Raw genomic sequence first — 20,537 nt, 5'->3', positions numbered from 1 at the left:
GTGTTGAGATTTCATTATCTCAGCACTTTTTGTTTTTTTGTAGTTAATGCGTCTTACTACCAAAGTGTATCTTTGTACCTGATTCTATAGGTGTTGAACAAAATTCAAAATTTCATTTCTGTTTCTTTCAAAGAACTACTACAATATTTGGGTAGTACTAGTTTTTCTAAGTCGGTACTTACCGTAGTTGCCGTTATTACACCTTTGTCTATTGGTATTTCTACTGGGTATACCGAAATAGGCGTTGCCATATGTTTTGGTGCTTTTTGGTGTAACCCTAGTGATGTAAATGGCAGTCAAAAACATAAAATTTACGGTATACTTTTTTCTGCTGCTTTAGTAATGGTCGTTAGCTTTATTGGTGGGTATTTACACTATGCTACTTGGCTTGCCCTACTTATTTTAGGGGTTGCAAGTTTTGCTATATCGTTAATATCATCTTACGGTTTTAGGGCTTCACTAATAAGTTTTTCAGGACTTTTAGCTTTGATTTTAAGTTTTGCCCATACACCTGATAAGTTGAAAATTTATGAATATGCTTTGCTAGTTGGGCTTGGTGGTCTCTGGTACTTGGCATTGTCATTATTATGGCATAAAATAAACCCGAAGGGGCAGACCGAAGAAATTTTATACGATACCATAGGGCGTACCGGTAAACTTTTAAAGAATCGTGCGCAGCTAATAGATGGTCGATCTAATAGAAAAAAACTGCAGCAAAGGCTGTTTCTACTTCAAAGCGAACTTACAGAACAACATGATACGTTGCGTGAAATTCTTATCCTTTCCCGTAAAAACTCTGGCAGGTCTACATACAATGGTAAGCGGGTTTTGGTATTGGTGCAATTGATAGAGATGCTCGAAACAGCAGGTGCGAATCCGGTAAACTATACGAAGATGGATGAGCAGTTTAAACTGTATACAGAATTTACCAAGTTGTTTCAAAACCTGACTTTTGAGATGGCTAATCAATTGCAATTAATTTCTGCAATTGGTAACAAGCCTAGTCAAATGCCAAAGCATGATGCGCTAACGAATCATTTTGAAGAATTACGAATTAAGATTTCTGAGCTTGGTACGGTAAAAGACGCAAAGGCGTACGAAGCTTTTATTATGTTTCAGAATTTGTTAGAATATCAAGAAAAGCAATTCGACAAACTTAAAAGAATGAAGTGGTTGCTTAGTGATCACGATGTAGCCTCGGAAGAATTTATAGATAAGGAAATTCTAAAACGTTTCTTAATATCTCAAGATTATAGTCCGCGAATATTATTGCGAAACCTTAGTTTTAGGTCTACCATATTTCGACATTCATTACGTTTAGCGGTTACCTTAATGATCGGATTTGTGGTGGGTAATGTATTTGAATTTCAGAATCCATATTGGATACTTTTAACCATCATATTAATTATGAGACCTAATTATGGTCTTACAAAAACACGATCTAAAGACCGAACTATAGGTACTATTATCGGTGGAGTTATTGCTACTGGTATCGTTTATTTAGTTCAAGATGTGTATGTATACGCAGTATTAGCATTGATTTCGTTTGTTGTTGCGCTGTCTATGCTACAGAAAAATTACAAATTGTCGGCAATCTATGTAACCTTAAGTATTGTATTCATTTACGGAATTTTGCAGCCCGATGTAATGACCGTAATTCAATACCGAATTTTAGATACGCTTGTTGGTGCAGGATTATCTTATTTAGGATTTCTTTTTCTATGGCCCAGCTGGAGCTTTCAAGAAATTCAAAAAGATGTTACCAAAAGTGTTGAGGCAAACCGAATGTACCTAACTGAAATTGCGGATTTTTATAGACACAAGGGTAGTGTGCCTACCAGCTATAGATTAGCGCGTAAAAGTGCTTTTCTAGAAACTTCGAACTTAAGCTCGGCATTTCAGCGTATGACCCAAGATCCCCATTCAAAACAAAAAAATCTGAATAAAATATATGAGTTGGTAGAGTTGAACCACAACTTTTTGTCATCTCTGGCATCATTAAGTATTTATATTCAGTATCATACCACCACAGAAGCTTCAGAACGTTTTAATAGCATTGTTTTTAAGATAGATGAAAACCTGAGTTTAGTGATGAAAACGCTTTCTAATAGCATTGCTACTGGCGATGGGCCGAATTTTGAAGAAGTTGGTTCGTTTGAGAAACAACTGCCCAAGTTTGAATCTGAAAATGTGAATTTGAATGCAGAAGATAATAATGCGTTAAAACGAAATCATCAAGAAGAGCAACTTATTTGGGAACAATTGCGCTGGCTATATTCTTTAAGTTCTACGATGATGAAGTTGACTTCAGGTTTGTGATAAGTAGTTGTTTTATGCTAATCCTTAGTAACATCTGAACTCTTAAATTCTATACTTTTAGCTTCTAGGTAATCCCAAATTTCTGCCATATTGCCTGAGTCAGATAATGCATTAAAATCGGGTTGCGAAAGGCAATAGGTAAGAAAGCCGTTTACGTTCGATTCTGGTATGTCAAAATTTTCTGCTATTGTTTGCTTTGAAAATTTATAAATAATTTCTTTTTCTAAATTCATGTTTTGGTCGCGCTCCACCATTTCTTCTAATGATTTAGTTCTGCCAGAAACTTTGTTCATGATTTTATGGGTATTTACCTTAACACTCAAACCAACGTAACTCAAAATTTCATTTAGCTTACCGTACTCATCCATTGTTTGGAGACTTACATATTTTCCTCTATCAGCTTCTTGTAACAGCCTTTCACTTTGGGTCATTTTGGTGACATCTGCATTTTGTAGCCCTAAGGAATATGAAGTTACAGTGGGTTTTATATGCAGCCTATCTATATCTCTGTCAATATCTCCGGTTAAATTATAAGGGGTAACGGTAACTTCATTTAAATCAATAATATTATCAATGAGTTGAATAGTGATTAAACTACTATTTATGTGAGATTCACTAATTACTATTTCTTTTGGCAGGTATTGTACGGCAGTAATACGTACAGAGTCTTTTAACTTTACCTCAATAGAAAATAAACCTAGGGAGTCTGTTATGGTAGATTTTTTAGAATTGAGATTAACGATTAATACATTAGAGACATCATTTTTAGAACTTGAAACCTTAGCATTTAGTAGGGTAGATTTGTCTTGACCAAACCCTAAAAAGGAGGCTAGTATTGCTACAAGTAAGAATATTGAATGCTTAGGCAATGGTTGTGTTTGTGCTAAAAATACTATGCCTTTATTAAAAAAATGAAAAGATTAAGTTAAAACAGGAATACTGATTATTAATGTTTTAGAATTGCTTAAGGTGTTTAATAAGCAGAAAATGAGAAATAAAAACTATAGGCACTATGCAAGTGGGTAAGAAACTATAAGGGAATTCTAAAAGAGCCACATTTGGTTGATCAAACGCAAATTTCTGAATAGGTAGAGGCGAAGATAAAATGGCAATTAAAACTATGACTGAAAGAAATAATAGCCCAATTAGATTCCAAAATAAAAAATATGATTTTGCTAAATTCTTCTTTTTTACGGATTGATAAATTAAAATAACAACGGCAGAAAGCCCGATTAAAATATCAAAATTCCAACCGGTAAAAGTCATAATTTCAGGAATTTGACCTTTAAGAAAAAGTTGATACAGGCATAATTCTACTGGAATTCTTATAATGTGTATTCCTAGCACGTAGTTTGTGTTTAGCTTTTCAATTGAAACCATCTTAAAACTCAAAAAAGAAAGTAGGGTAGTGGCAATGATTGCTAGCGGGAATAATAGCGGCTTTTCTTTAAAGACTTCAAAATATGACAAAATCCCTATTAAAATCTGCCAAGCAATAAAAATTAATACTATCCTTATGTTTTTTCCTGTTCCGGTATAAAACAAGAATAAGGTCAACAGGGTAATGAGTAAGAATATTGCTTGTAACATCATATGTTATTATCTGCCAAATTGCTTTAAATGGTGATCTGTATGTTTGTAAACAAATATGCCAATTTCATCATTGGTCATTTTTCCGAAGAATGGATGAATAAAGTTAGAGCTTGAATAACCGTTATAATCATTTAATAAACCCATCCATTTTTCTTTCTCATTATTGAAATTTCCGGTTCCAGATATTTTAAAATCCGGATGCGTAGGCTGATTTTTTTTCATTGGAAGCTCATTATTTATAATTCCCTTTAATGCTATTCCGCCAAATAATCTACCAATAAATAGCCTTTTATAATCCTTTTTACCTTGAAACATTTCTTCGCCCAACGTACAATGTTTTAGCATTTGATATGCGTTCATTTTACCCCATTGCGCATTGTCAGATTCTTTCAGGGTTTGAATTCGTTCAATCAGTTCGCTATTAGAGTTCTTATTAAATATTGTTTTCATAAAGTGGTTCTATATTATTTGCCTTTTGAACAGCCGTGGTTATAAAGACAAATATATGTGGCACTTTTCACTAAAAAATTGCCTATGGCAAAAACGGACTTTACGATACTATTTCTTTGCGAATACGACTTAACGAATACTTAGTAATGCCCAAATATGTAGCAATATGTTGTAACGAAACGTTTTTTATTATATGTGGATTCTCTTGAACCAATCGTAGATAGCGTTCTTTTGCTTCATCTGCAATGAACGATACTCGCTGATTTTTAAGTGCAAAATAACTACCGACCAATTTTTTACGACCTTGTTCTCTAAAGGGTTCAATACTATGAAACAGCTGTTGAAAAGTCTCAAAGTCTAATTGCCAGCAAACAATGTCGGATAAAGCTTGAATGTTTTCTCGGGTAGGGTTGCGAAGAAAAAAGGAAGACCAATCTATGGCGATTTCGCCTTGCCCATAAAAGTCAGTAGTAATATCGTTGCCTTTGGTGTCATTAACAAACGAACGGGCAAAACCGCTTTCTATAAACCAATAGTGGTTTTCAGTTTTACCTTCTTTTAAGAGAAAGTCGTTTTTACGAAAGCTTACCTTTTTGAATTTTGGAATAATGGTTTTCAATTCGCTTTCTGAAAAAGTAGTAGGGGAGAAAATATTTTTTAGGAAGTGTTCGGTTTGCATTATAAATGGTGGTTTTTAAAATAGATTAATGCTGATTAATTTATTTCTAAACTACTTATAATTTGTTTCTGACCGATTACTAACATTATAAAATTTGTTAATTTTTCTTGAGTAGGTTATCCCTCATTTTTTATTTGCTCAATACCTTCTCGATATGTGGTAACCGCAAAATCTGGGAATCTATTTTTAAATTTGGTAGAAACGAATATGTTATCGCTCTTATATCTTGGTAGCAATTCTTGCAATTCTTTCATTTGTGTTTTGAAAACACCACCTATTTTAAAAACGATTTTAGGCACCACTGAATAGGGGAATGATTTGCCATAGACATCTGAAGTTAAAGCGATAAACTGTTTGTAGGTAAGCCGAGAATCATCGCAGGGTAAGTGCCAAGTTTGATTATAGGTGTCGGGTGTATTACCAATTAATGCCATAGCCTTACTGGCATCTGGTGTCCATATTAATGTTCTTAGCGTAGCGTCGCTTATAAATACCTTTAGTTTTTTGCCTTGCTTTATATTATCAAATATAATGGCGTTGGTGATACTCTGTGTTTTTCCAGGACCATAAAATTCCGGTGCTCTGCAAATAACCACTTCTAAATTATTTGCGGCCATTTCATCTAAAAGCATAGTAGTAATTTCAGCCCTCACTTTTCCTTTTTGTCCCACAGGTGCAAATTCACTCTCCTCGGTTAGGGGAGTTTCGTTTTGCGCATACATATAGGTGTTGTCAAAGAACACCAATTTCGTATGGTGCTTTTTGCAAGCATCGATGACATTACGCATCATTATAGGGAATTGGTCTACCCACATTTTAGTATTCATCGGTAGACCAACGGTTAGGTAGGCGATTTCACTCCCTTTTACCGCTTCTTCAGTTTTATGCTTGTCTAATAAATTGGCAGAAAAAAGCGTGTCAGTATCGTTTACTTTTTTCGGATTTCGACTAACGAGTCTTATGTTAGAAGTGTACTTCTTTTTCAACTCTTTCGCCAATTCTATAGCTATTTGACCATTAGCCCCTAGTATCGTTTGCATCTGAGTATTTATTGCTTTCTGATCCAGTATTGGGTTCTTCCTAGTAACGAAAAGCCTAAATAACCTCTCACTTTCAATTTGTTAGATTCTTCTAGTTCTAAATAACACTTATACTCTTTACCGTTTTCTGGATCTAGAATAGTACCGTCGTTGTACTCATCACCATCTTTCTTAATGTCTTCTATAATTACTAGACCTCTTATTTTTTGTCCTTTTTTAGCGCCTTTACAGTTGTCGCAAACTTTGTCTGCATCACTTTTATAACTATTAACTATTTTGGCGAAATAGGTGTCGTTTGTTTTATAGATTTCAATGAGTGCTTTTTTCTCGTTTGTTTCCTCATCGAAGGTTTCCCATTGACCTGTAATTGTTTGTCCGTAGCTGATAAAGCTTATTGTCATTACTAATAGGAAGAATAAATTTTTCATTTTTGAATGCTATTTTTTATTGTTAAAAGATGTATTACCCTCTTTTCGTTATTGAACAATTGAATAAAAGGGAGTAAAAAATAAAGATACTATTTCTACTATTACTCTTAGTCCTTGAACTTTTATTGCATTAAAAATTCAACTAGAATTTCAAGAACGTATAAGATTTATGCAACTCGATTTCAGTTGTTTATAATTATTAAAGCGTAAGTAGAGTATTTTGTAAAAAAAACTTTTACCGTCCTAACCAATAACCAATAACCAACAACTAAATACCAGTTTTTTTCTGCCGCTTCTGTTTAAAATAAGCTTTATCAGCGATGTAAATTGTTTTTCTAACCTCGCAAAAAACTTGGCTTTTCTCTTTATTGGTAAGCTGAGTGATTTTAATAATATCAATTTCTTTCTTTTCGGCTACTTGCGCTCTAATTTCTGCAAGCTCATTCTCAGAAAAATCGAAATCTGCATATAAATTTTCTTTTGCGGGTTTTTTAAAGAATATTTCTGCAGATTTATCCCAGACTACATAGTCGTTTCCCATAATACTTAATAGTTGAATCATGGGTATGGGATCAACGGCTGAGAACATACTACCGCCAAAAATGGAGTTCACGTAATTTTTGTTCTTGTAGCTCAATGGTACTATTATTTTTACATGCAATAGGTCTTCTGAGACCTCAATTAATTTTGCGGTACTTCTTTTGTACATAGGCGACAGATTGAAGCCATATCTAAATATGGTATTTTTCTTAAACACTTTTGATGCTAATGCTTCAACTTTCTGATAAACTGACATATTGTTTTTATAATTTAAAAAAGGAATTAAAATTAGAGGAACTTCTAAAGTTCCTCTAATTTTCTAACTGATAATTTTGTCGCCACAACACTAATTATCAGTATTTGTATGGCATGAAATAGCATGAGCGGTAATAATATAATACCAATAGATGCCATGTTGCCAAATAGTATTTTTGAGAAAACGGTACCATGTACCAACGATTTTTTAGTGCCGCAAAATTGGGCGGTAATTTGGTCTTCTGTATTGAGATGTAGTTTTCTTGAGAATAATTTGGTGAGATAAAAGACAATAGTAAACAAGATGATGACACCTATTAAAATGAGAAGTAAATCTAATATGGAAACAGCACTAAAAATATTCTTTTCAAATGACTCGCAAAAGCTTTTATAGATAATCAATAAAATTATCGATTTATCGAACAGTGTTATTTTGCTATTATGTTTCTGTACAAAAGAACCAAAAAAGCGATGCAAAAGAAGACCTATAATTACCGGTATTATTATTTGAACAATTAGTTTAATGTAAATATCTGTAAAATCGAAATCTGTTTGTAAATCACTTACAAAAAGTCCCATCCATAATGGGGTAAGGGCAATACCTATAATGCCAGAAATGCTGGCGTTGAAAATTGCTGCTGGTATATTCCCTTTTGCCAGCGAGACCATAAGAACTGAAGATGAAACTGTAGATGGTAGTGCAGCCAAAAAAAAGAATCCCAACCAAATGTATTCTTGTTCTTCATTTTGAAGAAACGGATGTGCCAGTAAAACCAATAAAGGAAAAAGCAAAAAAGTAGCTCCTTGAACCAACAAATGTAATTTCCAGTTTTTGAGTCCTTGCTTTAATTTTTCGGGACTTAACTTGAGTCCGTAAAAAAAGAAAATAAGTGAAATGCCTATACTACTAATTGCGTTTATCGGAAGTTTACTTTCTTGTATTCCCCATTGTGGAAATAAGTATGCTAATACTATGGCAATAATTATAAAAAAGACAAACTTATCAATCTTCAATTTCATGAATATTCTTTACCGCAAATAACTGAATTTTATTTGATACCCTTGGTGAAGAGGTTTTTCTATATGGAACGAATTAACATATACTTAGTATTAACCCCTCTGCCTTTATAAATTCTAATCTGAAGATGTAGTCGCTACACCTACCGGAATTTCATATACCTGTAAATCAAAATAGGGTAGGGCAGCTAGTAGGTGGTCAAAAATATCAGCCATTACATACTCGTAATTCTCCCAACGTTTGTCTGAACTAAAAGCGTATACCTCTAACGGTATACCTTGCGGCGTTGGTGCTAATTGGCGTACCATTAAGGTCATACCCTTATTTACGGCAGAATGGTTTTGAAGATAATCGATCACATATTTTCTGAACACACCAATATTGGTCAAATTCCGACCATTTATGGCTAGTTCTTTATTAATGTTATTTGCGGTATTATAAGTGCTGATCTGCTCGCTACGTGTTATAAGATAAGGCTGAATTAGTTGTATTTTTTGAAATTCTGCCACATCAGTTTCCGAAAGAAAACGAATGCTTTTCTGACTAATAATCAGAGCTCGTTTCATACGTCTTCCGCCAGATTCTTGCATTCCGCGCCAGTTTTTAAAAGAATCTGATATTAACGCGTAGGTTGGTATGGTGGTAATGGTATTATCAAAATTTCGGACTTTTACCGTTGCAAGCGATATTTCTACCACATTGCCATCGGCACCGAATTTATCAAAACTGATCCAGTCACCAATGCGAACCATATCATTGATGCTAACTTGTATACTCGCTACTAGACCAAGAATGGAGTCTTTGAAAATCAATAGCACTACTGCCGATCCTGCACCTAGGGCAGTAAAAAACTTCCAAATTTGTATTTCTGTAATAATGGCGAAAATGGTGAATATACCTACTACCCATGCGAAGATCATAAATACTTGAATGTAGCTGCCCATTGGTTTATCTCTAAACCGGGGTTTTGTTTTTAGGTAGTCGTTAATACTTCGAAATACACTTTTTACAACGTAAAGCGTAAGTACTACGAAGAGTACATTTAGAAATTTTAATGCGATTTGGGCGGCATAATCGAACCCAATGAAACCGAACGGCACTAATTCTACCAATATACTTAACGGAATTATATGCGCCACATATCTCGGAACTCTATTGGCCACCAGAAAATTATCGAAATTGGTTTTAGATTTTCGAGCTAGTTTAAGCGATACAGATCGTAACACCTTCCAGATGATTAAATCTAAAAACCATGCTAGTACCAATGCAGCTACTACCAAAATGGCAAGGTTTAAATACGCTGCAACATTTTCGCTTAGTCCGGTTTCTACAAGGTAGTTATATAGTATTCTGTGAAAATCGTCGTTCATTGTCCTTGTTCATTTTACCATACAAAGGTACGCTATGTGACTGCCAGAAACGACGATGGTGGTGGTAAAAAGCTTATTTTGAATGAAGTGCCAAAACGGGGAGGTCGGCATAGTACCCAAGCTTGTTAAGCGATAGTTTGCCAAAACCAAGTCGTTCTAAAAAAGAAGGTTTTTTATCTATGTAGCTGATCATATTAGAATTTCTAATTTCAACAAAGCAGCTTAAGGCTATTGCCATTTTTACATTTTTAAGCGAATTAAAGTTATATGCAACTTCTTTTATTTGTGTGCGAATAAATACTTTGTTTCTCTTTTGTTCAAAACTCAATTTATGTGCTGGTGATAGGCTTAAAACTTGAATACTGGCATTGCTCAGTTTTGCTATTTCAACCAAGTATTTAATTTCTGATGATTTAATTTTAGTATTAAAATTAGTAGTCAAAACAATTTCTTTGGGGTGATTGAAATCGACTTTCGTAGGAACTACCAGAACCGGACATTTTCTAATATGCTTTAAAATTTCTAGGGTGTTTTTACCGTACGATTTTCCTTTCTTGTTACCTACGCCTCTTGCTCCCATAACAATCATATTAAATTGAATTTCTTTATTCAAGTTTTTAACGGCACTCAATAAAAGGGTCGATTCTGATACTACATGAAATTCGTGATTTTCATTATTTTTAATTCTCGATAACTGTATCATAATATCACCCAAGCCTTGTCTTGATCTTAATTCAGACAATTTATTAAAAGCTTCATCTGGGTCTAATAATGTTAAACTATCTAAGCCATGGGTTTCTTTAGAATAGGCATGCAAAATGTAAAAGGTGCATTTTTTATCTTCAAAAAGTTTTATGGCATACTGTATGGCTAACCATGAGTTCTTTGAAAAATCTGTTGGTAATAGTATGCTGTTATCCATGTCGCTTTGATTTATAACCCTATGATTTTTGATTGTTTTAGGGTCGATTATACATCTATATTGTTCACTTTACTTGCTTGCCTTTAATAGAATTTGCGATAATACTCTGATTTTTAGATTCCTATAATTTTGTATAAAAGCGATATAAGTATCTCTTTTCTTTTCATGATGATTTAAATAGTAGGCATCACAATCTACCGTATCACATTCAATGGCCTTGCCAAGGGTGCTTTCGTAACGATATAATGCTGCCAATAACAGCGCACTTTCTCTACGAACACCATGTAACTCTTGGTACAGTTTTGAACTGTGGATCATACTATCTTCAATGTCTAAATAATAGTCTAACTCTTTATTTAAATATTCGAGTTCATCTGTCCAATTATTAATTTCTAATCGATCTTTTTTTACCATGATCTTTTTATCAGATTCATGCGGATAGAAATGTCTAGATGCGATCATAATACCATATTTAAATTCATATGTTCATTCTCTTGTTCTACTTTTTCAATAACTAGTTTTTGTTCACCTGTTGGAAAATCCCATATAATGGTGTCACCTTCGCTATAGCCCATTACAGCAGCACCCATAGGGGTTAGTATAGATATTTTGTTGTTTTTTATATCGCTATCGGTAGGCATTACCAACCTAAATTTTTTGTGCCATCCGTTCTCAGATGTAATGGTGATCGTAGTGTTGAATCGAATAACATCGGCATACATCTCTAGCTCATCTTTAATTATGGCAGTTTCCATTTCACCTACCAATTTTCGTACAGATTTACGTAATGTATCATCTTTGTAATACCCCGATAGGTTCATTAATCGCTTAAGTACCACGTATTCTTTTTTCTCTATAACTAGATTTCCGTACTTCATTTTCTAATTGTGTTTTTGAGATAAAGGCGCTGAAAACTAATGGTACCCATATGAGCGCGGTCGAGAAGGGTAGCTAACTTTCTACACATAATTTCGACCGCGCCCTATTTGGTACTATTTAACCTTTATTCTTTGTTATAAATCGTTTCTAATTGATCAAGGGAAAATACCACGTTGAACATAAGCTTCTTCTAATCGCTCAATGGCAATTATAAATGCTGCAGTACGCATGTCTACATTTCTCTTTTTCGAGGTTTCTAGAACGGTGGTGAAAGACTCTTTCATTTTCTTTTCTAATTTTTCCATCACTTCATCTAAAGACCATATTTCGCCGTTACGGTTCTGTAACCACTCAAAGTAGCTACCTATTACTCCGCCAGAGTTGCATAGAATATCTGGTATAATATCGATGCCCTTTTTCAACAGAATTTCTTCTGCGTCAACATCTGTTGGTCCGTTAGCACCTTCAGCAATCAAATATGCTTTTATCTTATGGGCATTTTTAGAGGTAATTTGATTACCTAAGGCTGCAGGTATACATATATCGCAGTCTAACGAGAAGAAATCTTTACTATCTATTGTTTTTGCCTTTGCATATCCAAGTATGCTACCTTTATTACCTTTTTGATATTCGAATAATTGTTCAACATCGATACCTTCTTCATTTGCGATACTGCCATAGGCATCTTGCACCGCTGTTAAAATGGCACCTTCGTTTACTAAGAAATATGAGGTCCAATAACCTACATTACCGAAACCTTGTACTATGAATTTTTTGTCCTTCAAATCTATGTTATGACTTTCTGCCCAAAATTTAATGGTTAGAAATACGCCGAAACCAGTAGCTCTGTCTCGACCTTTTGAGCCACCGGCACCTATTGGTTTACCAGTAACTACGTGCATATTGGTAGATCGTTCTGCAGGCGATTTGGTAGACATATATGTATCAAGGATCCAAGCCATCGTCTGCGGATTGGTATTTACATCGGGAGCGGGAATATCCAATTCCGGTCCAATATTATCGCCCAACGCATAGGTGAATCTTCTAGTGATGCGCTCTAACTCAGTATCTGAGTATTTGTTAGGATCTAATTGAATACCACCTTTTGCACCACCATACGGCAAACCTGCTAAAGAGGTTTTCCAGGTCATCCACATTGCCAATGCTTTTGCAGCATCGATATCTACGGTTGGGTGGTAACGTAGTCCGCCCTTGTAGGGTCCAAGTGCATTGTTATGCTGCACACGGTAACCGGTAAAGATTTCGACCTCGCCATTATCCATCCGTACGGGAAAATGAACAACTATTTCATTATTGGTTACCTCTAATATTTTTCTAATATTAGTGTTTAGGTCAATAATGTCTGCGGCATTATCAAATTGTCGCATTACGTTTTCAAGCATACCTTGTTTAGGTGCTTTTTTAGATGCTACTTTTGCTATCATTATATGTAGTTTAATACTAATTCTCTTTCAAATTCTTTACTTGCCATTTCATTAGAAATGATCAATGTTGGTTCATTGGTAATATCCAATACATGCACATATTCGCTACATGAAACAATGGAGTTCTTATCTTTTGTTAATGAGCAATATGCCATATAAGTACAGGTAGAGCATATGCTACGAATATAATTTTTCATCGAGCTCATAGTAAAATGTATTTAATTGTTTCTCAATTGAGGATGGGTTGTTTTCTTTTTAAGGGATAAAAAATTAATGCCAATAGAGCTAGACCGATAAGTATTAAAAAGCCAAGTGATAGATTAGACATGAGCAAGTTGCTCTCTAAAGCTTTATTAGATAGCTGTGTCATTTGCTTGCTTTCTTCTAACTGTATTGTTGCCAGTACATCTAATTTGTTTTCTATTTCCTTAAGTGTTTGTAGTGATAAAATGGTAACCCCATTGCTAAGATTATCTTGAGATTCCAATACCTTATTTTCAAATATTTTAAGCTTTTGAAATTGTGTGCTCAATGCGTTCAGTGCACTGTACTCTTTTGTAGTTAGTTCTGTAAGTGCAAATTGAGAAATTAATTTTTCTGCTTTTTTATTTTCAGTTGCTACAGAGGTAAAATTGTCTTCAGTAATGAACCGAAGCCTTTTTGAATGAAAAATGTTGTTCAATTGATATATGTAACCTTGAACTTTAACCCGATCTTCATAAACAGAGTTTACCGTGTTCTGTAGGGTAGAAAAATGTCTGTGGTATAATCTATTAGAACCCAAAACCAATAAAAATGCGATGGCCAATATAAAGCCAGTATGCATTCTTTGTTGTGTTTTAAGTTTTGTAAACATGAGTTCAGTTTTAGATAATAGCGTGTAATTCGTTTTAAAGGAAATCCACTTGGTCTCTTTAAATCAGCCAACTTATTTAAAGAGACCAAGTGGATTATCAATCAACTAAAAAAAATTATAAAGCCTGTAATTCGCCAGACGTAATCGCTTCGTTAAAGTCTGCAGTTACTACAGTATGGCTACCGAAAAAACGACCACCATCATTTCTTTTTATTTTAATTTCTGTGGTACCATCTTTTTTTTCCTTAACGGCAGTAACCACAACTTCTTCACCTTGGGCACGCCTATAATTGGCAATACCGCCGCGTTTGATAATGAAATTTTCTCTCGGAAAATCTATGTGTTTGTATTTGTTCGTTTCAGGTTTACCTATTTCAAAAACATCTCCTACGCTTACATTAGTTGATGTAGTTAAAGAATCTTGTGCATTTAATACACTTACTGAAAACAAAAGGGCAATTGCATACTTCATCATAATTTTATTTTTTAATAATTAATAAATAGATATTTCTTTTGGTTTTCTAATATTTAAGGTTGGATTGGTTTTGGTACTATTTTCTGGTTGTTTTACTTGCTCAATTTTTAGGGTGATGACATCGCCCGGTAGTCCATAGGTAATTTGGTCACCTTCAGCTCTACCAATTAAGGAAGCACCCAAACTGCTCAAAACTGCTATTTTTTTCTGCTGAATATCTACCTTAATAGGTTGAACAATTTGAAACGTTTGGTGGTTGCCAGACGTTGTGGTGACTTTAATTATCGAATTTATTTTTATGATATCGAAGGGGATGTCTGCAGATTCTAATACCAATGCGGTAGCCATGTTTTGGCAAAGAAGTTCTAACACATTTTTGTGCGCATAATCTTCAACCGTTACATTATTATCGTGATAATCTTTAATCATCAAAAATTCACTTTCCTCAAAAACTAAACTGCCGTATTTCATTTGATACTATTTAAAATTCTACATCTTACGCATACTACTTTTAATCTTTTGGTAGATGTCAAGTGGTTTATGTAATCGAATTCTAAATAGCAATTGATATGCCTAGAAAATATGGAATGCGTGCCAAAACATGTAATGTATTGGTAATCAGTGTTAAATAATAATTTGGAATTTTAAAAGGAAATAGATGACTGGGGAAATATTACTCGGTCGGGGAGAAATTACCCGGTACTATTTTAGTTTTTCGCGCAAGGTTTTGCGGTCTATTTGAAGAATTTCGGCTGCTTTGGTTTTGTTACCGTCTGTATGATTCAAAACACGCTGAACATATTCTTTCTCTATTTCACGTAGCGGACGCAGCTTATTATCAGAAAAATTAATTTGATACTTTAAAAAATCTGGCAGGTCTTTGACATCTACAATACCATCGGACATGATAACAGCTCTTTGAATAATATTTTCAAGTTCTCTAATGTTACCGGGCCAATTGTAACGTTGAAGAATTTGTAATGCTTCCGGAGAAATACGAAGCAACCGGTCTTTAAATTCTATTCCGTATTTACGAAGAAACTTATCGGTTAAAAGCGCAATGTCAGATTTACGTTCGCGTAGGGGAGGAACGTTAATTTCTACGACCGTAAGCCGGTAATACAGATCTTCTCGAAAAGTATCGTTTTTAATATCTTCTCTTAAATCAGCATTGGTAGCTGCTATAATTCTAATATCTACTTTCTCTACTTTTTGTGATCCTACCCTGGTAATTTCTTTTTCTTGGAGCGCGCGTAGTAGTTTGGTCTGCACTGCTAATGATGCCGTACCAATTTCATCTAAAAACAAGGTGCCACCTTTCGCAGCTTGAAAGAAGCCGTTTCTATTTTCGTTTGCTCCGGTAAATGCACCTTTCATGTACCCGAAAAGCTCTGCTTCCTGAAGATTTTCTGGTATTGCAGCGCAGTTGACCGCAATGAAAGGTTCTCGAGAAAACTTGCCGGAATAATGAATAGCCCTTGCTACTAATTCTTTACCTGTACCACTTTCGCCGGTAACTATAACAGTTGCTTTGTTATCTTTTACGCGTTCAATAATCTTAGTGACCTTTCTAAATGCCTCAGATTCACCTACCATATCAGCATAGATATTCGGGTTTTGATTTATGGCTTTTGGTACTAATTTTTTACGTGCTTTATTTTGTTTCAGCGCTTTTTCTACAGCTTCTTTAAGTTCTAATTTAGTAAATGGTTTGGTCAAATAATCTGTGGCTCCAGATTTAATAACTTCTAAAGTACCTTCAACAGATGGGTATCCGGTAACCACAAGTTTCGGAATTTCAGGATAATGCTCATTCGCGAATTTCAATAATTGGAGTCCGTCTATTTCGGGCATTTGTATGTCGGTAATCAGCAGATCTATGAACGTATCTTTAAGTATAAACAGTGCTTCTTTTACAGAAACAGCTTTATAGGTATGATAATCCATCGACTGTAGATGCCTGTGTAAAAGCTCTAGAATATCAATATCATCATCAACAATAAGAATGTTTTCTTTGCGCAGATCCATCAGTTTAATTTAGGAAAGTCGACCGTAAATATAGTCCCTTTCGGTGTATTACTTTTGTGCTCAATTTTGCCTTTGTGGCTAGTAATAATTCCGTGAACAACACTGAGTCCTAAACCAGAACCTTCGCCAATTGGTTTGGTAGTAAAAAAAGGCTCAAATACTTTATCTTCTAATTCTTTAGGTATGCCATTACCTTCATCAAAAATTTCAATACTTATATGACTTTCGGTTTCTAAAACATGTACGGTAATAGTGCTACCCTTGGGAGAATAGTAAATGGCATTCATTATTAAATTAAATAATACCTGAGTCAGCTGTACTGTATCTACCCTAAGTTCAATATTTTCATTATCAAAAGCTTTAGTTAGTTTTAAATTCTTAGAGCGTAAAGAAGGTTCAAGTAGTTTTATAACACTGATAACAATAGGTATAAGCTGTACCCTTTTCATTTCTTGTGGCATCTCGCAAGCAAAGAACATCAGTTTTTTAACGATTTCTCTGCTGAAAATAGCACTGTCCATTATTTTTTCTAGATCTCTAACAGTCTCTTTATCGGTAATCTTATCTGTTAACAATTCAGCAAAGCCAAGAATATTGGCAAGGGGAGTGTTTAATTCATGAGCAATGCCTGCGGTAATTTCGCCAAGAATATGCAAACGATCTGTACGTTCCATCTTTCTTCTGGTAATGGCTTCACTATCGCGAATTTGTTTACGTTCAATTAGGTTACCAACATCTAAGGCCACATTATTTAGCAGCGTTTGTTCTTCCTCTAAAAAATCGTTAATAGAAAATTTTTTTGACGGATAACCAACCAAAATTTCACCTTCTATCTTGTTAAATACTTTAATTTTTGATATCAGCATGACCATGTCATGGGTGAAATCATCGGTACGTACTTCGTATTCGCCTACTTTTAAAAAAGCTTCGGTTACATTTTCGTACTGCCATGCTCTTTTCAGGCAATATACGATGGCTTCTAATGAGGCGTCTAATTGGTCATAATCAGAATTTACTATGATAGAGGTAACCTCATAAAGACAGGTGAGTTCTTTTACACGCTCTTTTAACTTCTCTTCTGCTGTCGTCATACCAATTAACATTTGTATCCTATAATAAAGATCAGCAATAATTGTGAGTTACAGAAATAACTTGGTTAGCTTTTAAAATGATATCAATTGAAAGAATAATATAAAGCTTTTAGCTGATACAATGGAGTAATAATGAGCGAAACCGAGCTTATCAATGGTTGCAGAAATGGTGTGCCTTGTAGCAAAGTGAACCATCAACCCTACAGAAGATCGGAGTTTATCGTGGTAGAATAACCAACATAAACCAATACATATTGAAAAGGGAAGGAGCATAGCTCCTTCCCTTTTTTTGTTTTGTTTATAAATTGGACTACAAAAAAAAAGTGTTGTACATCCGATTTTTAAAAGAGAAATTAGAATAATATTCAATTAAGACTACAAAAACATAGAATTCTTACAAAAGCAGAAGTTATTTAATTCCTTTAAAATTATGTTTTTATCGATGAAATACATCTTTTAGATAAATTTTCATATACAAAAATGATTATTTCGCAACAAATTGGTGTTGGCAGACAACATATGTTAACAACTAATTGAGTTCTCTCAATACTTTTAAGAAAAATTACTAAAACAATGTAGTCTAAAACCTACTTTATAATTGTAAGCTAACTTGAATTTATGAATTCTGTTGTTGATAGTAGCGAACCTCAAATTTTAAGTAAAATAATTGACGAAGAGAATTATCGCATTAAAATGAAGATGGCAATAAAAAAAATAATACCGTTCACCTACACTTTTGGTTCGTTGACCTTCGTAGAATTACCAGCTGTATTGAAAAATCAGTTTTTAAATCCTATAACATCTTTCTTTGGTATCATCAATCCAAACCAAACCTAGCTAAATATTAGTTTTTATAAAATTTAAAATTCCCCTGAATACGTTCCCCATATAATAACCACTATGAAAAAATCACTACGAATTACAGACACTTCATTCATAAAGTATCTAAGTTTATTTATTTTATATTTAGGTTTTTATTATCCTTTAGAATTACGCTCCAATACTCCAATTGATAGTAGTTCTAGTTTTGCTATGAATACTAATAATCCAATTGGTAAATCTATTTTAGATGTTGGTTTTTATAATTATGCGTTACCAGTATTAGATTTAAATAGCGCTACAGTGGGTAATAATTACGCATATAATGTTGATCCTACCACTAGTAATGTATACCCTATAAGTTTAAATTCATCCTTAACTTCTGATACAAATACAATTCTAAACGCAACTATTACCGTATCGGGCGTTGTAGATACCCCCAATGGTGAGTTGTTATCCTTTAATGACGGGACAAGTGGATTTATTTTGTTTTATTTAAATGGAACACCACCATTTCCTACTAGATTATATAATTTTGCTGGTACCAGTATACGGATTACTCAAGTTACAGCGACAAGTTTTCTAATTACAGAAGCTTCTGGTAACCCAATACCTAATGCTGTATTTGAAGCTGTAATGGCAGGTGGCTATTATGGTAATTTATCAGCTTCTCAAACAGATGGTTTACGAACTATCGATATTCAAGTTACTGATACAGCTTCGCAAACCAGTACTTCACAAACATTGATTACGGTATACACTGCACCAGTTGCTACTGATAATGTAAACGCTATTGCTGCCAATAATACAGGTACTATAGCCGGAAATGTCTTAACAGACGGCACACCAGATACAGGGAATAATATTTCTGTATCTGAAGTTGATGTTTATCCTACTCAAGTGGGTGTTCCCTACGAAACCCTATATGGTAGTGTTACCATACAAGCAAATGGTAGTTATACTTATGATGTTAATGAAACAAATTCATCGGTTACGGGTTTAAAGAATGGTGAAAGTCTTCAAGATATAGTTTCTTATACTATAGAAGATGCCGGCGGTTTTATAGATTATGGTATTTTGACAATTACTATAAACGGGGTTGATGAAATGCCCGTAGCTTTGGACAATACGGATGATATTACCGTTTTGACAGAAACTAATGCTTCTGGAAATATTATAACAGACATTGGTGTCAATGGTGCCGATTATATTGATAGAGGTTTATCTACTTTAGTTTGGGAAAATGAATTCAGTGCTCCGGGTGGTGTATTTACAAATTTATCTGCGCCAGTAACTGGTACAACAAGAACTATTGACGGAGTTTTAGTAAGTTTCACCTCTACTGATCCTTCTGGAATAGGTATTGTTAATCAAAATCAAGTTGTATACCAAACAGCTACCAATGGAGGGCATACCGGCTATTTGGGATATGCTATAAATTCAACCACCAATCCTGTTAATGATACAGAGCTAACCATAACTTTTGATGAACCTGTATTTAATTTAGGCTTCTTATTAGTTGATATAGATTATTCACAGGGTACTTCATGGCAAGATCAAATTAAAATTAATGGGTTTTTAGATGGTGTTGCATCCAATTTTAAGTTTGTAACCACAGGCGGGGTAGTAGATGCAGGTAGTAATACCTTTTACGGAACAGGAAATGCAATTACTTCAGATGCTACCGGTAATGTGAATGTTTTTTTTGAAGAACCTATTAATCAATTGACATTAAGTTATAACTATGGTCCCAATGTTACAGATGCAGACCCTGCAACACAAATTGCAGGTGTATCAGATATATACTGGCAAGGTGGTGCGAATAATGTTCTTGTTATAGAAATAGATGGTAGCCCTGTTGTTGTAGGTTCTACATTTGTAGGTACTTATGGAACTATTGTTGTAAACCCCGACGGTAGTTACACCTACACACCAGATACCAACAACCCTGCTGTGGCAAATTTGCTTATTGGGGAAACACTAACTGAAACATTTCAATATAGATTATCGGATGGTACTAATTCAGATACTGCTAATTTAATAATTACGTTAAATGGATCAAAAAATCCTCCTACCATTTCGATCACCACTCCAATAGAAGGGGACAATATCGTAAATGCATCGGAAGACGGCGATGTAACGATATCGGGAACGACCACGGGAGTAGAGGACAATCAAACCGTAACGGTAACCTTCTCAGATGGTACGACCACCGTAACGACAACGGCAACAGTAAGCGGAGGAACATGGACCGCAACCGATGCGGATATCTCCGCATTGACCAACGGAACGATCACGGTAACGGCGAACGTGACCGATGTAGCATTGAA

Annotated in this window: 22 protein-coding genes; 3 read left to right on the top strand and 19 right to left on the bottom strand. The window is 34.5% G+C overall.

From position 1 onward, the window contains the following. Positions 1-90 precede the first annotated feature (90 nt). Complete coding sequence (locus tag ACEN2N_RS16990; protein WP_441825436.1) at positions 91-2,319, top strand: FUSC family protein; 2,229 nt, start codon at positions 91-93, stop codon at positions 2,317-2,319. Positions 2,320-2,336: 17 nt separating this feature from the next. Here the strand turns inward: ACEN2N_RS16990 and ACEN2N_RS16985 are convergent, their stop codons facing one another. The 19 genes from ACEN2N_RS16985 to ACEN2N_RS16895 form a co-directional block, all read right to left on the bottom strand. Beyond that, positions 2,337-3,188 carry a hypothetical protein gene (locus tag ACEN2N_RS16985; RefSeq protein WP_441825435.1) on the bottom strand — a complete coding sequence of 284 codons (852 nt, stop codon included), beginning with the start codon at positions 3,186-3,188 and terminating at the stop codon, positions 2,337-2,339. Between the two features lie 85 nt (positions 3,189-3,273). Further along, a complete protein-coding gene (locus ACEN2N_RS16980; RefSeq protein WP_441825434.1) occupies positions 3,274-3,912 on the bottom strand; it encodes a hypothetical protein in 639 nt (212 codons plus the stop codon). 6 nt (positions 3,913-3,918) lie between these two features. Then, entirely contained in the window at positions 3,919-4,362 is a 444-nt protein-coding gene (locus ACEN2N_RS16975; protein ID WP_441825433.1) for a DUF1569 domain-containing protein, read from the bottom strand. 100 nt (positions 4,363-4,462) lie between these two features. Further along, on the bottom strand, positions 4,463-5,041 hold the full coding sequence (locus tag ACEN2N_RS16970) for a Crp/Fnr family transcriptional regulator (RefSeq protein ID WP_441825432.1): 579 nt from the start codon (positions 5,039-5,041) through the stop codon (positions 4,463-4,465). Between the two features lie 116 nt (positions 5,042-5,157). Then, entirely contained in the window at positions 5,158-6,081 is a 924-nt protein-coding gene (locus tag ACEN2N_RS16965) for an NAD-dependent epimerase/dehydratase family protein (RefSeq protein WP_441825431.1), read from the bottom strand. 8 nt (positions 6,082-6,089) lie between these two features. Beyond that, positions 6,090-6,509, bottom strand: a complete 420-nt coding sequence (locus tag ACEN2N_RS16960; protein ID WP_441825430.1) for a DUF2147 domain-containing protein — start codon at positions 6,507-6,509, stop codon at positions 6,090-6,092. Positions 6,510-6,777: 268 nt separating this feature from the next. After that, on the bottom strand, positions 6,778-7,305 hold the full coding sequence (locus ACEN2N_RS16955; protein ID WP_441825429.1) for a PaaI family thioesterase: 528 nt from the start codon (positions 7,303-7,305) through the stop codon (positions 6,778-6,780). A 44-nt stretch (positions 7,306-7,349) separates the two neighbouring features. Then, positions 7,350-8,324 carry a bile acid:sodium symporter family protein gene (locus ACEN2N_RS16950; RefSeq protein WP_441825428.1) on the bottom strand — a complete coding sequence of 325 codons (975 nt, stop codon included), beginning with the start codon at positions 8,322-8,324 and terminating at the stop codon, positions 7,350-7,352. A gap of 114 nt (positions 8,325-8,438) precedes the next feature. After that, positions 8,439-9,692 carry a mechanosensitive ion channel family protein gene (locus tag ACEN2N_RS16945; RefSeq protein WP_441825427.1) on the bottom strand — a complete coding sequence of 418 codons (1,254 nt, stop codon included), beginning with the start codon at positions 9,690-9,692 and terminating at the stop codon, positions 8,439-8,441. Positions 9,693-9,765: 73 nt separating this feature from the next. Next, positions 9,766-10,614: a universal stress protein gene (locus tag ACEN2N_RS16940; RefSeq protein WP_441825426.1), complete on the bottom strand. Its 849-nt coding sequence runs from the start codon at positions 10,612-10,614 to the stop codon at positions 9,766-9,768. Positions 10,615-10,683: 69 nt separating this feature from the next. After that, positions 10,684-11,076, bottom strand: a complete 393-nt coding sequence (locus tag ACEN2N_RS16935) for a hypothetical protein (RefSeq protein WP_441825425.1) — start codon at positions 11,074-11,076, stop codon at positions 10,684-10,686. Next, positions 11,073-11,492 carry a GreA/GreB family elongation factor gene (locus tag ACEN2N_RS16930; RefSeq protein ID WP_441825424.1) on the bottom strand — a complete coding sequence of 140 codons (420 nt, stop codon included), beginning with the start codon at positions 11,490-11,492 and terminating at the stop codon, positions 11,073-11,075. The genes ACEN2N_RS16935 and ACEN2N_RS16930 overlap by 4 nt, the downstream gene beginning before the upstream one ends. A 156-nt stretch (positions 11,493-11,648) precedes the next feature. Next, complete coding sequence (locus ACEN2N_RS16925) at positions 11,649-12,938, bottom strand: Glu/Leu/Phe/Val family dehydrogenase (protein ID WP_441825423.1); 1,290 nt, start codon at positions 12,936-12,938, stop codon at positions 11,649-11,651. Beyond that, positions 12,938-13,135, bottom strand: a complete 198-nt coding sequence (locus ACEN2N_RS16920) for a hypothetical protein (RefSeq protein ID WP_441825422.1) — start codon at positions 13,133-13,135, stop codon at positions 12,938-12,940. The genes ACEN2N_RS16925 and ACEN2N_RS16920 overlap by 1 nt, the downstream gene beginning before the upstream one ends. Positions 13,136-13,167: 32 nt before the next feature. Then, complete coding sequence (locus ACEN2N_RS16915) at positions 13,168-13,794, bottom strand: hypothetical protein (protein WP_441825421.1); 627 nt, start codon at positions 13,792-13,794, stop codon at positions 13,168-13,170. A 115-nt stretch (positions 13,795-13,909) separates the two neighbouring features. Beyond that, the gene (locus tag ACEN2N_RS16910; RefSeq protein WP_441825420.1) at positions 13,910-14,269 is read right to left on the bottom strand and encodes a hypothetical protein; all 360 of its coding nucleotides are present in this window, start codon (positions 14,267-14,269) and stop codon (positions 13,910-13,912) included. 18 nt (positions 14,270-14,287) lie between these two features. Further along, positions 14,288-14,740 (bottom strand): GreA/GreB family elongation factor, encoded by a 453-nt coding sequence (locus tag ACEN2N_RS16905; RefSeq protein WP_441825419.1) that lies wholly within the window; start codon positions 14,738-14,740, stop codon positions 14,288-14,290. A gap of 231 nt (positions 14,741-14,971) precedes the next feature. Continuing rightward, the gene (locus tag ACEN2N_RS16900; protein ID WP_441825418.1) at positions 14,972-16,297 is read right to left on the bottom strand and encodes a sigma-54-dependent transcriptional regulator; all 1,326 of its coding nucleotides are present in this window, start codon (positions 16,295-16,297) and stop codon (positions 14,972-14,974) included. After that, entirely contained in the window at positions 16,297-17,388 is a 1,092-nt protein-coding gene (locus ACEN2N_RS16895) for a sensor histidine kinase (RefSeq protein WP_441825417.1), read from the bottom strand. Before ACEN2N_RS16895 ends, ACEN2N_RS16900 begins: the two co-directional genes overlap by 1 nt. 618 nt (positions 17,389-18,006) lie before the next feature. On the opposite strand from ACEN2N_RS16895, the gene ACEN2N_RS16890 reads away from it, so the two are divergent. Both ACEN2N_RS16890 and ACEN2N_RS16885 read left to right on the top strand, forming a co-directional pair. Then, on the top strand, positions 18,007-18,225 hold the full coding sequence (locus ACEN2N_RS16890; RefSeq protein ID WP_441825416.1) for a hypothetical protein: 219 nt from the start codon (positions 18,007-18,009) through the stop codon (positions 18,223-18,225). Positions 18,226-18,288: 63 nt separating this feature from the next. Next, positions 18,289-20,537: beta strand repeat-containing protein (locus ACEN2N_RS16885; RefSeq protein WP_441825415.1), on the top strand; the 2,249-nt coding region annotated here is incomplete at its 3' end.

The organism is Maribacter spongiicola (assembly GCF_052119685.1).
GTDB lineage: Bacteria > Bacteroidota > Bacteroidia > Flavobacteriales > Flavobacteriaceae > Maribacter > Maribacter spongiicola_A.
This window is presented reverse-complemented; position numbering and strand designations above follow the sequence as displayed.

What these genes read in the sequence shown, in the direction of transcription:
- ACEN2N_RS16980 (WP_441825434.1), bottom strand. Translation starts at nt 3,912, where the DNA reads ATGATGTTACAAGCAATATTCTTACTCATTACCCTGTTGACCTTATTC.
- ACEN2N_RS16975 (WP_441825433.1), bottom strand. Translation starts at nt 4,362, where the DNA reads ATGAAAACAATATTTAATAAGAACTCTAATAGCGAACTGATTGAACGA.
- ACEN2N_RS16970 (WP_441825432.1), bottom strand. Translation starts at nt 5,041, where the DNA reads ATGCAAACCGAACACTTCCTAAAAAATATTTTCTCCCCTACTACTTTT.
- ACEN2N_RS16965 (WP_441825431.1), bottom strand. Translation starts at nt 6,081, where the DNA reads ATGCAAACGATACTAGGGGCTAATGGTCAAATAGCTATAGAATTGGCG.
- ACEN2N_RS16960 (WP_441825430.1), bottom strand. Translation starts at nt 6,509, where the DNA reads ATGAAAAATTTATTCTTCCTATTAGTAATGACAATAAGCTTTATCAGC.
- ACEN2N_RS16955 (WP_441825429.1), bottom strand. Translation starts at nt 7,305, where the DNA reads ATGTCAGTTTATCAGAAAGTTGAAGCATTAGCATCAAAAGTGTTTAAG.
- ACEN2N_RS16950 (WP_441825428.1), bottom strand. Translation starts at nt 8,324, where the DNA reads ATGAAATTGAAGATTGATAAGTTTGTCTTTTTTATAATTATTGCCATA.
- ACEN2N_RS16945 (WP_441825427.1), bottom strand. Translation starts at nt 9,692, where the DNA reads ATGAACGACGATTTTCACAGAATACTATATAACTACCTTGTAGAAACC.
- ACEN2N_RS16940 (WP_441825426.1), bottom strand. Translation starts at nt 10,614, where the DNA reads ATGGATAACAGCATACTATTACCAACAGATTTTTCAAAGAACTCATGG.
- ACEN2N_RS16935 (WP_441825425.1), bottom strand. Translation starts at nt 11,076, where the DNA reads ATGATCGCATCTAGACATTTCTATCCGCATGAATCTGATAAAAAGATC.
- ACEN2N_RS16930 (WP_441825424.1), bottom strand. Translation starts at nt 11,492, where the DNA reads ATGAAGTACGGAAATCTAGTTATAGAGAAAAAAGAATACGTGGTACTT.
- ACEN2N_RS16925 (WP_441825423.1), bottom strand. Translation starts at nt 12,938, where the DNA reads ATGATAGCAAAAGTAGCATCTAAAAAAGCACCTAAACAAGGTATGCTT.
- ACEN2N_RS16920 (WP_441825422.1), bottom strand. Translation starts at nt 13,135, where the DNA reads ATGAAAAATTATATTCGTAGCATATGCTCTACCTGTACTTATATGGCA.
- ACEN2N_RS16915 (WP_441825421.1), bottom strand. Translation starts at nt 13,794, where the DNA reads ATGTTTACAAAACTTAAAACACAACAAAGAATGCATACTGGCTTTATA.
- ACEN2N_RS16910 (WP_441825420.1), bottom strand. Translation starts at nt 14,269, where the DNA reads ATGATGAAGTATGCAATTGCCCTTTTGTTTTCAGTAAGTGTATTAAAT.
- ACEN2N_RS16905 (WP_441825419.1), bottom strand. Translation starts at nt 14,740, where the DNA reads ATGAAATACGGCAGTTTAGTTTTTGAGGAAAGTGAATTTTTGATGATT.
- ACEN2N_RS16900 (WP_441825418.1), bottom strand. Translation starts at nt 16,297, where the DNA reads ATGGATCTGCGCAAAGAAAACATTCTTATTGTTGATGATGATATTGAT.
- ACEN2N_RS16895 (WP_441825417.1), bottom strand. Translation starts at nt 17,388, where the DNA reads ATGACGACAGCAGAAGAGAAGTTAAAAGAGCGTGTAAAAGAACTCACC.
- ACEN2N_RS16890 (WP_441825416.1), top strand. Translation starts at nt 18,007, where the DNA reads ATGAATTCTGTTGTTGATAGTAGCGAACCTCAAATTTTAAGTAAAATA.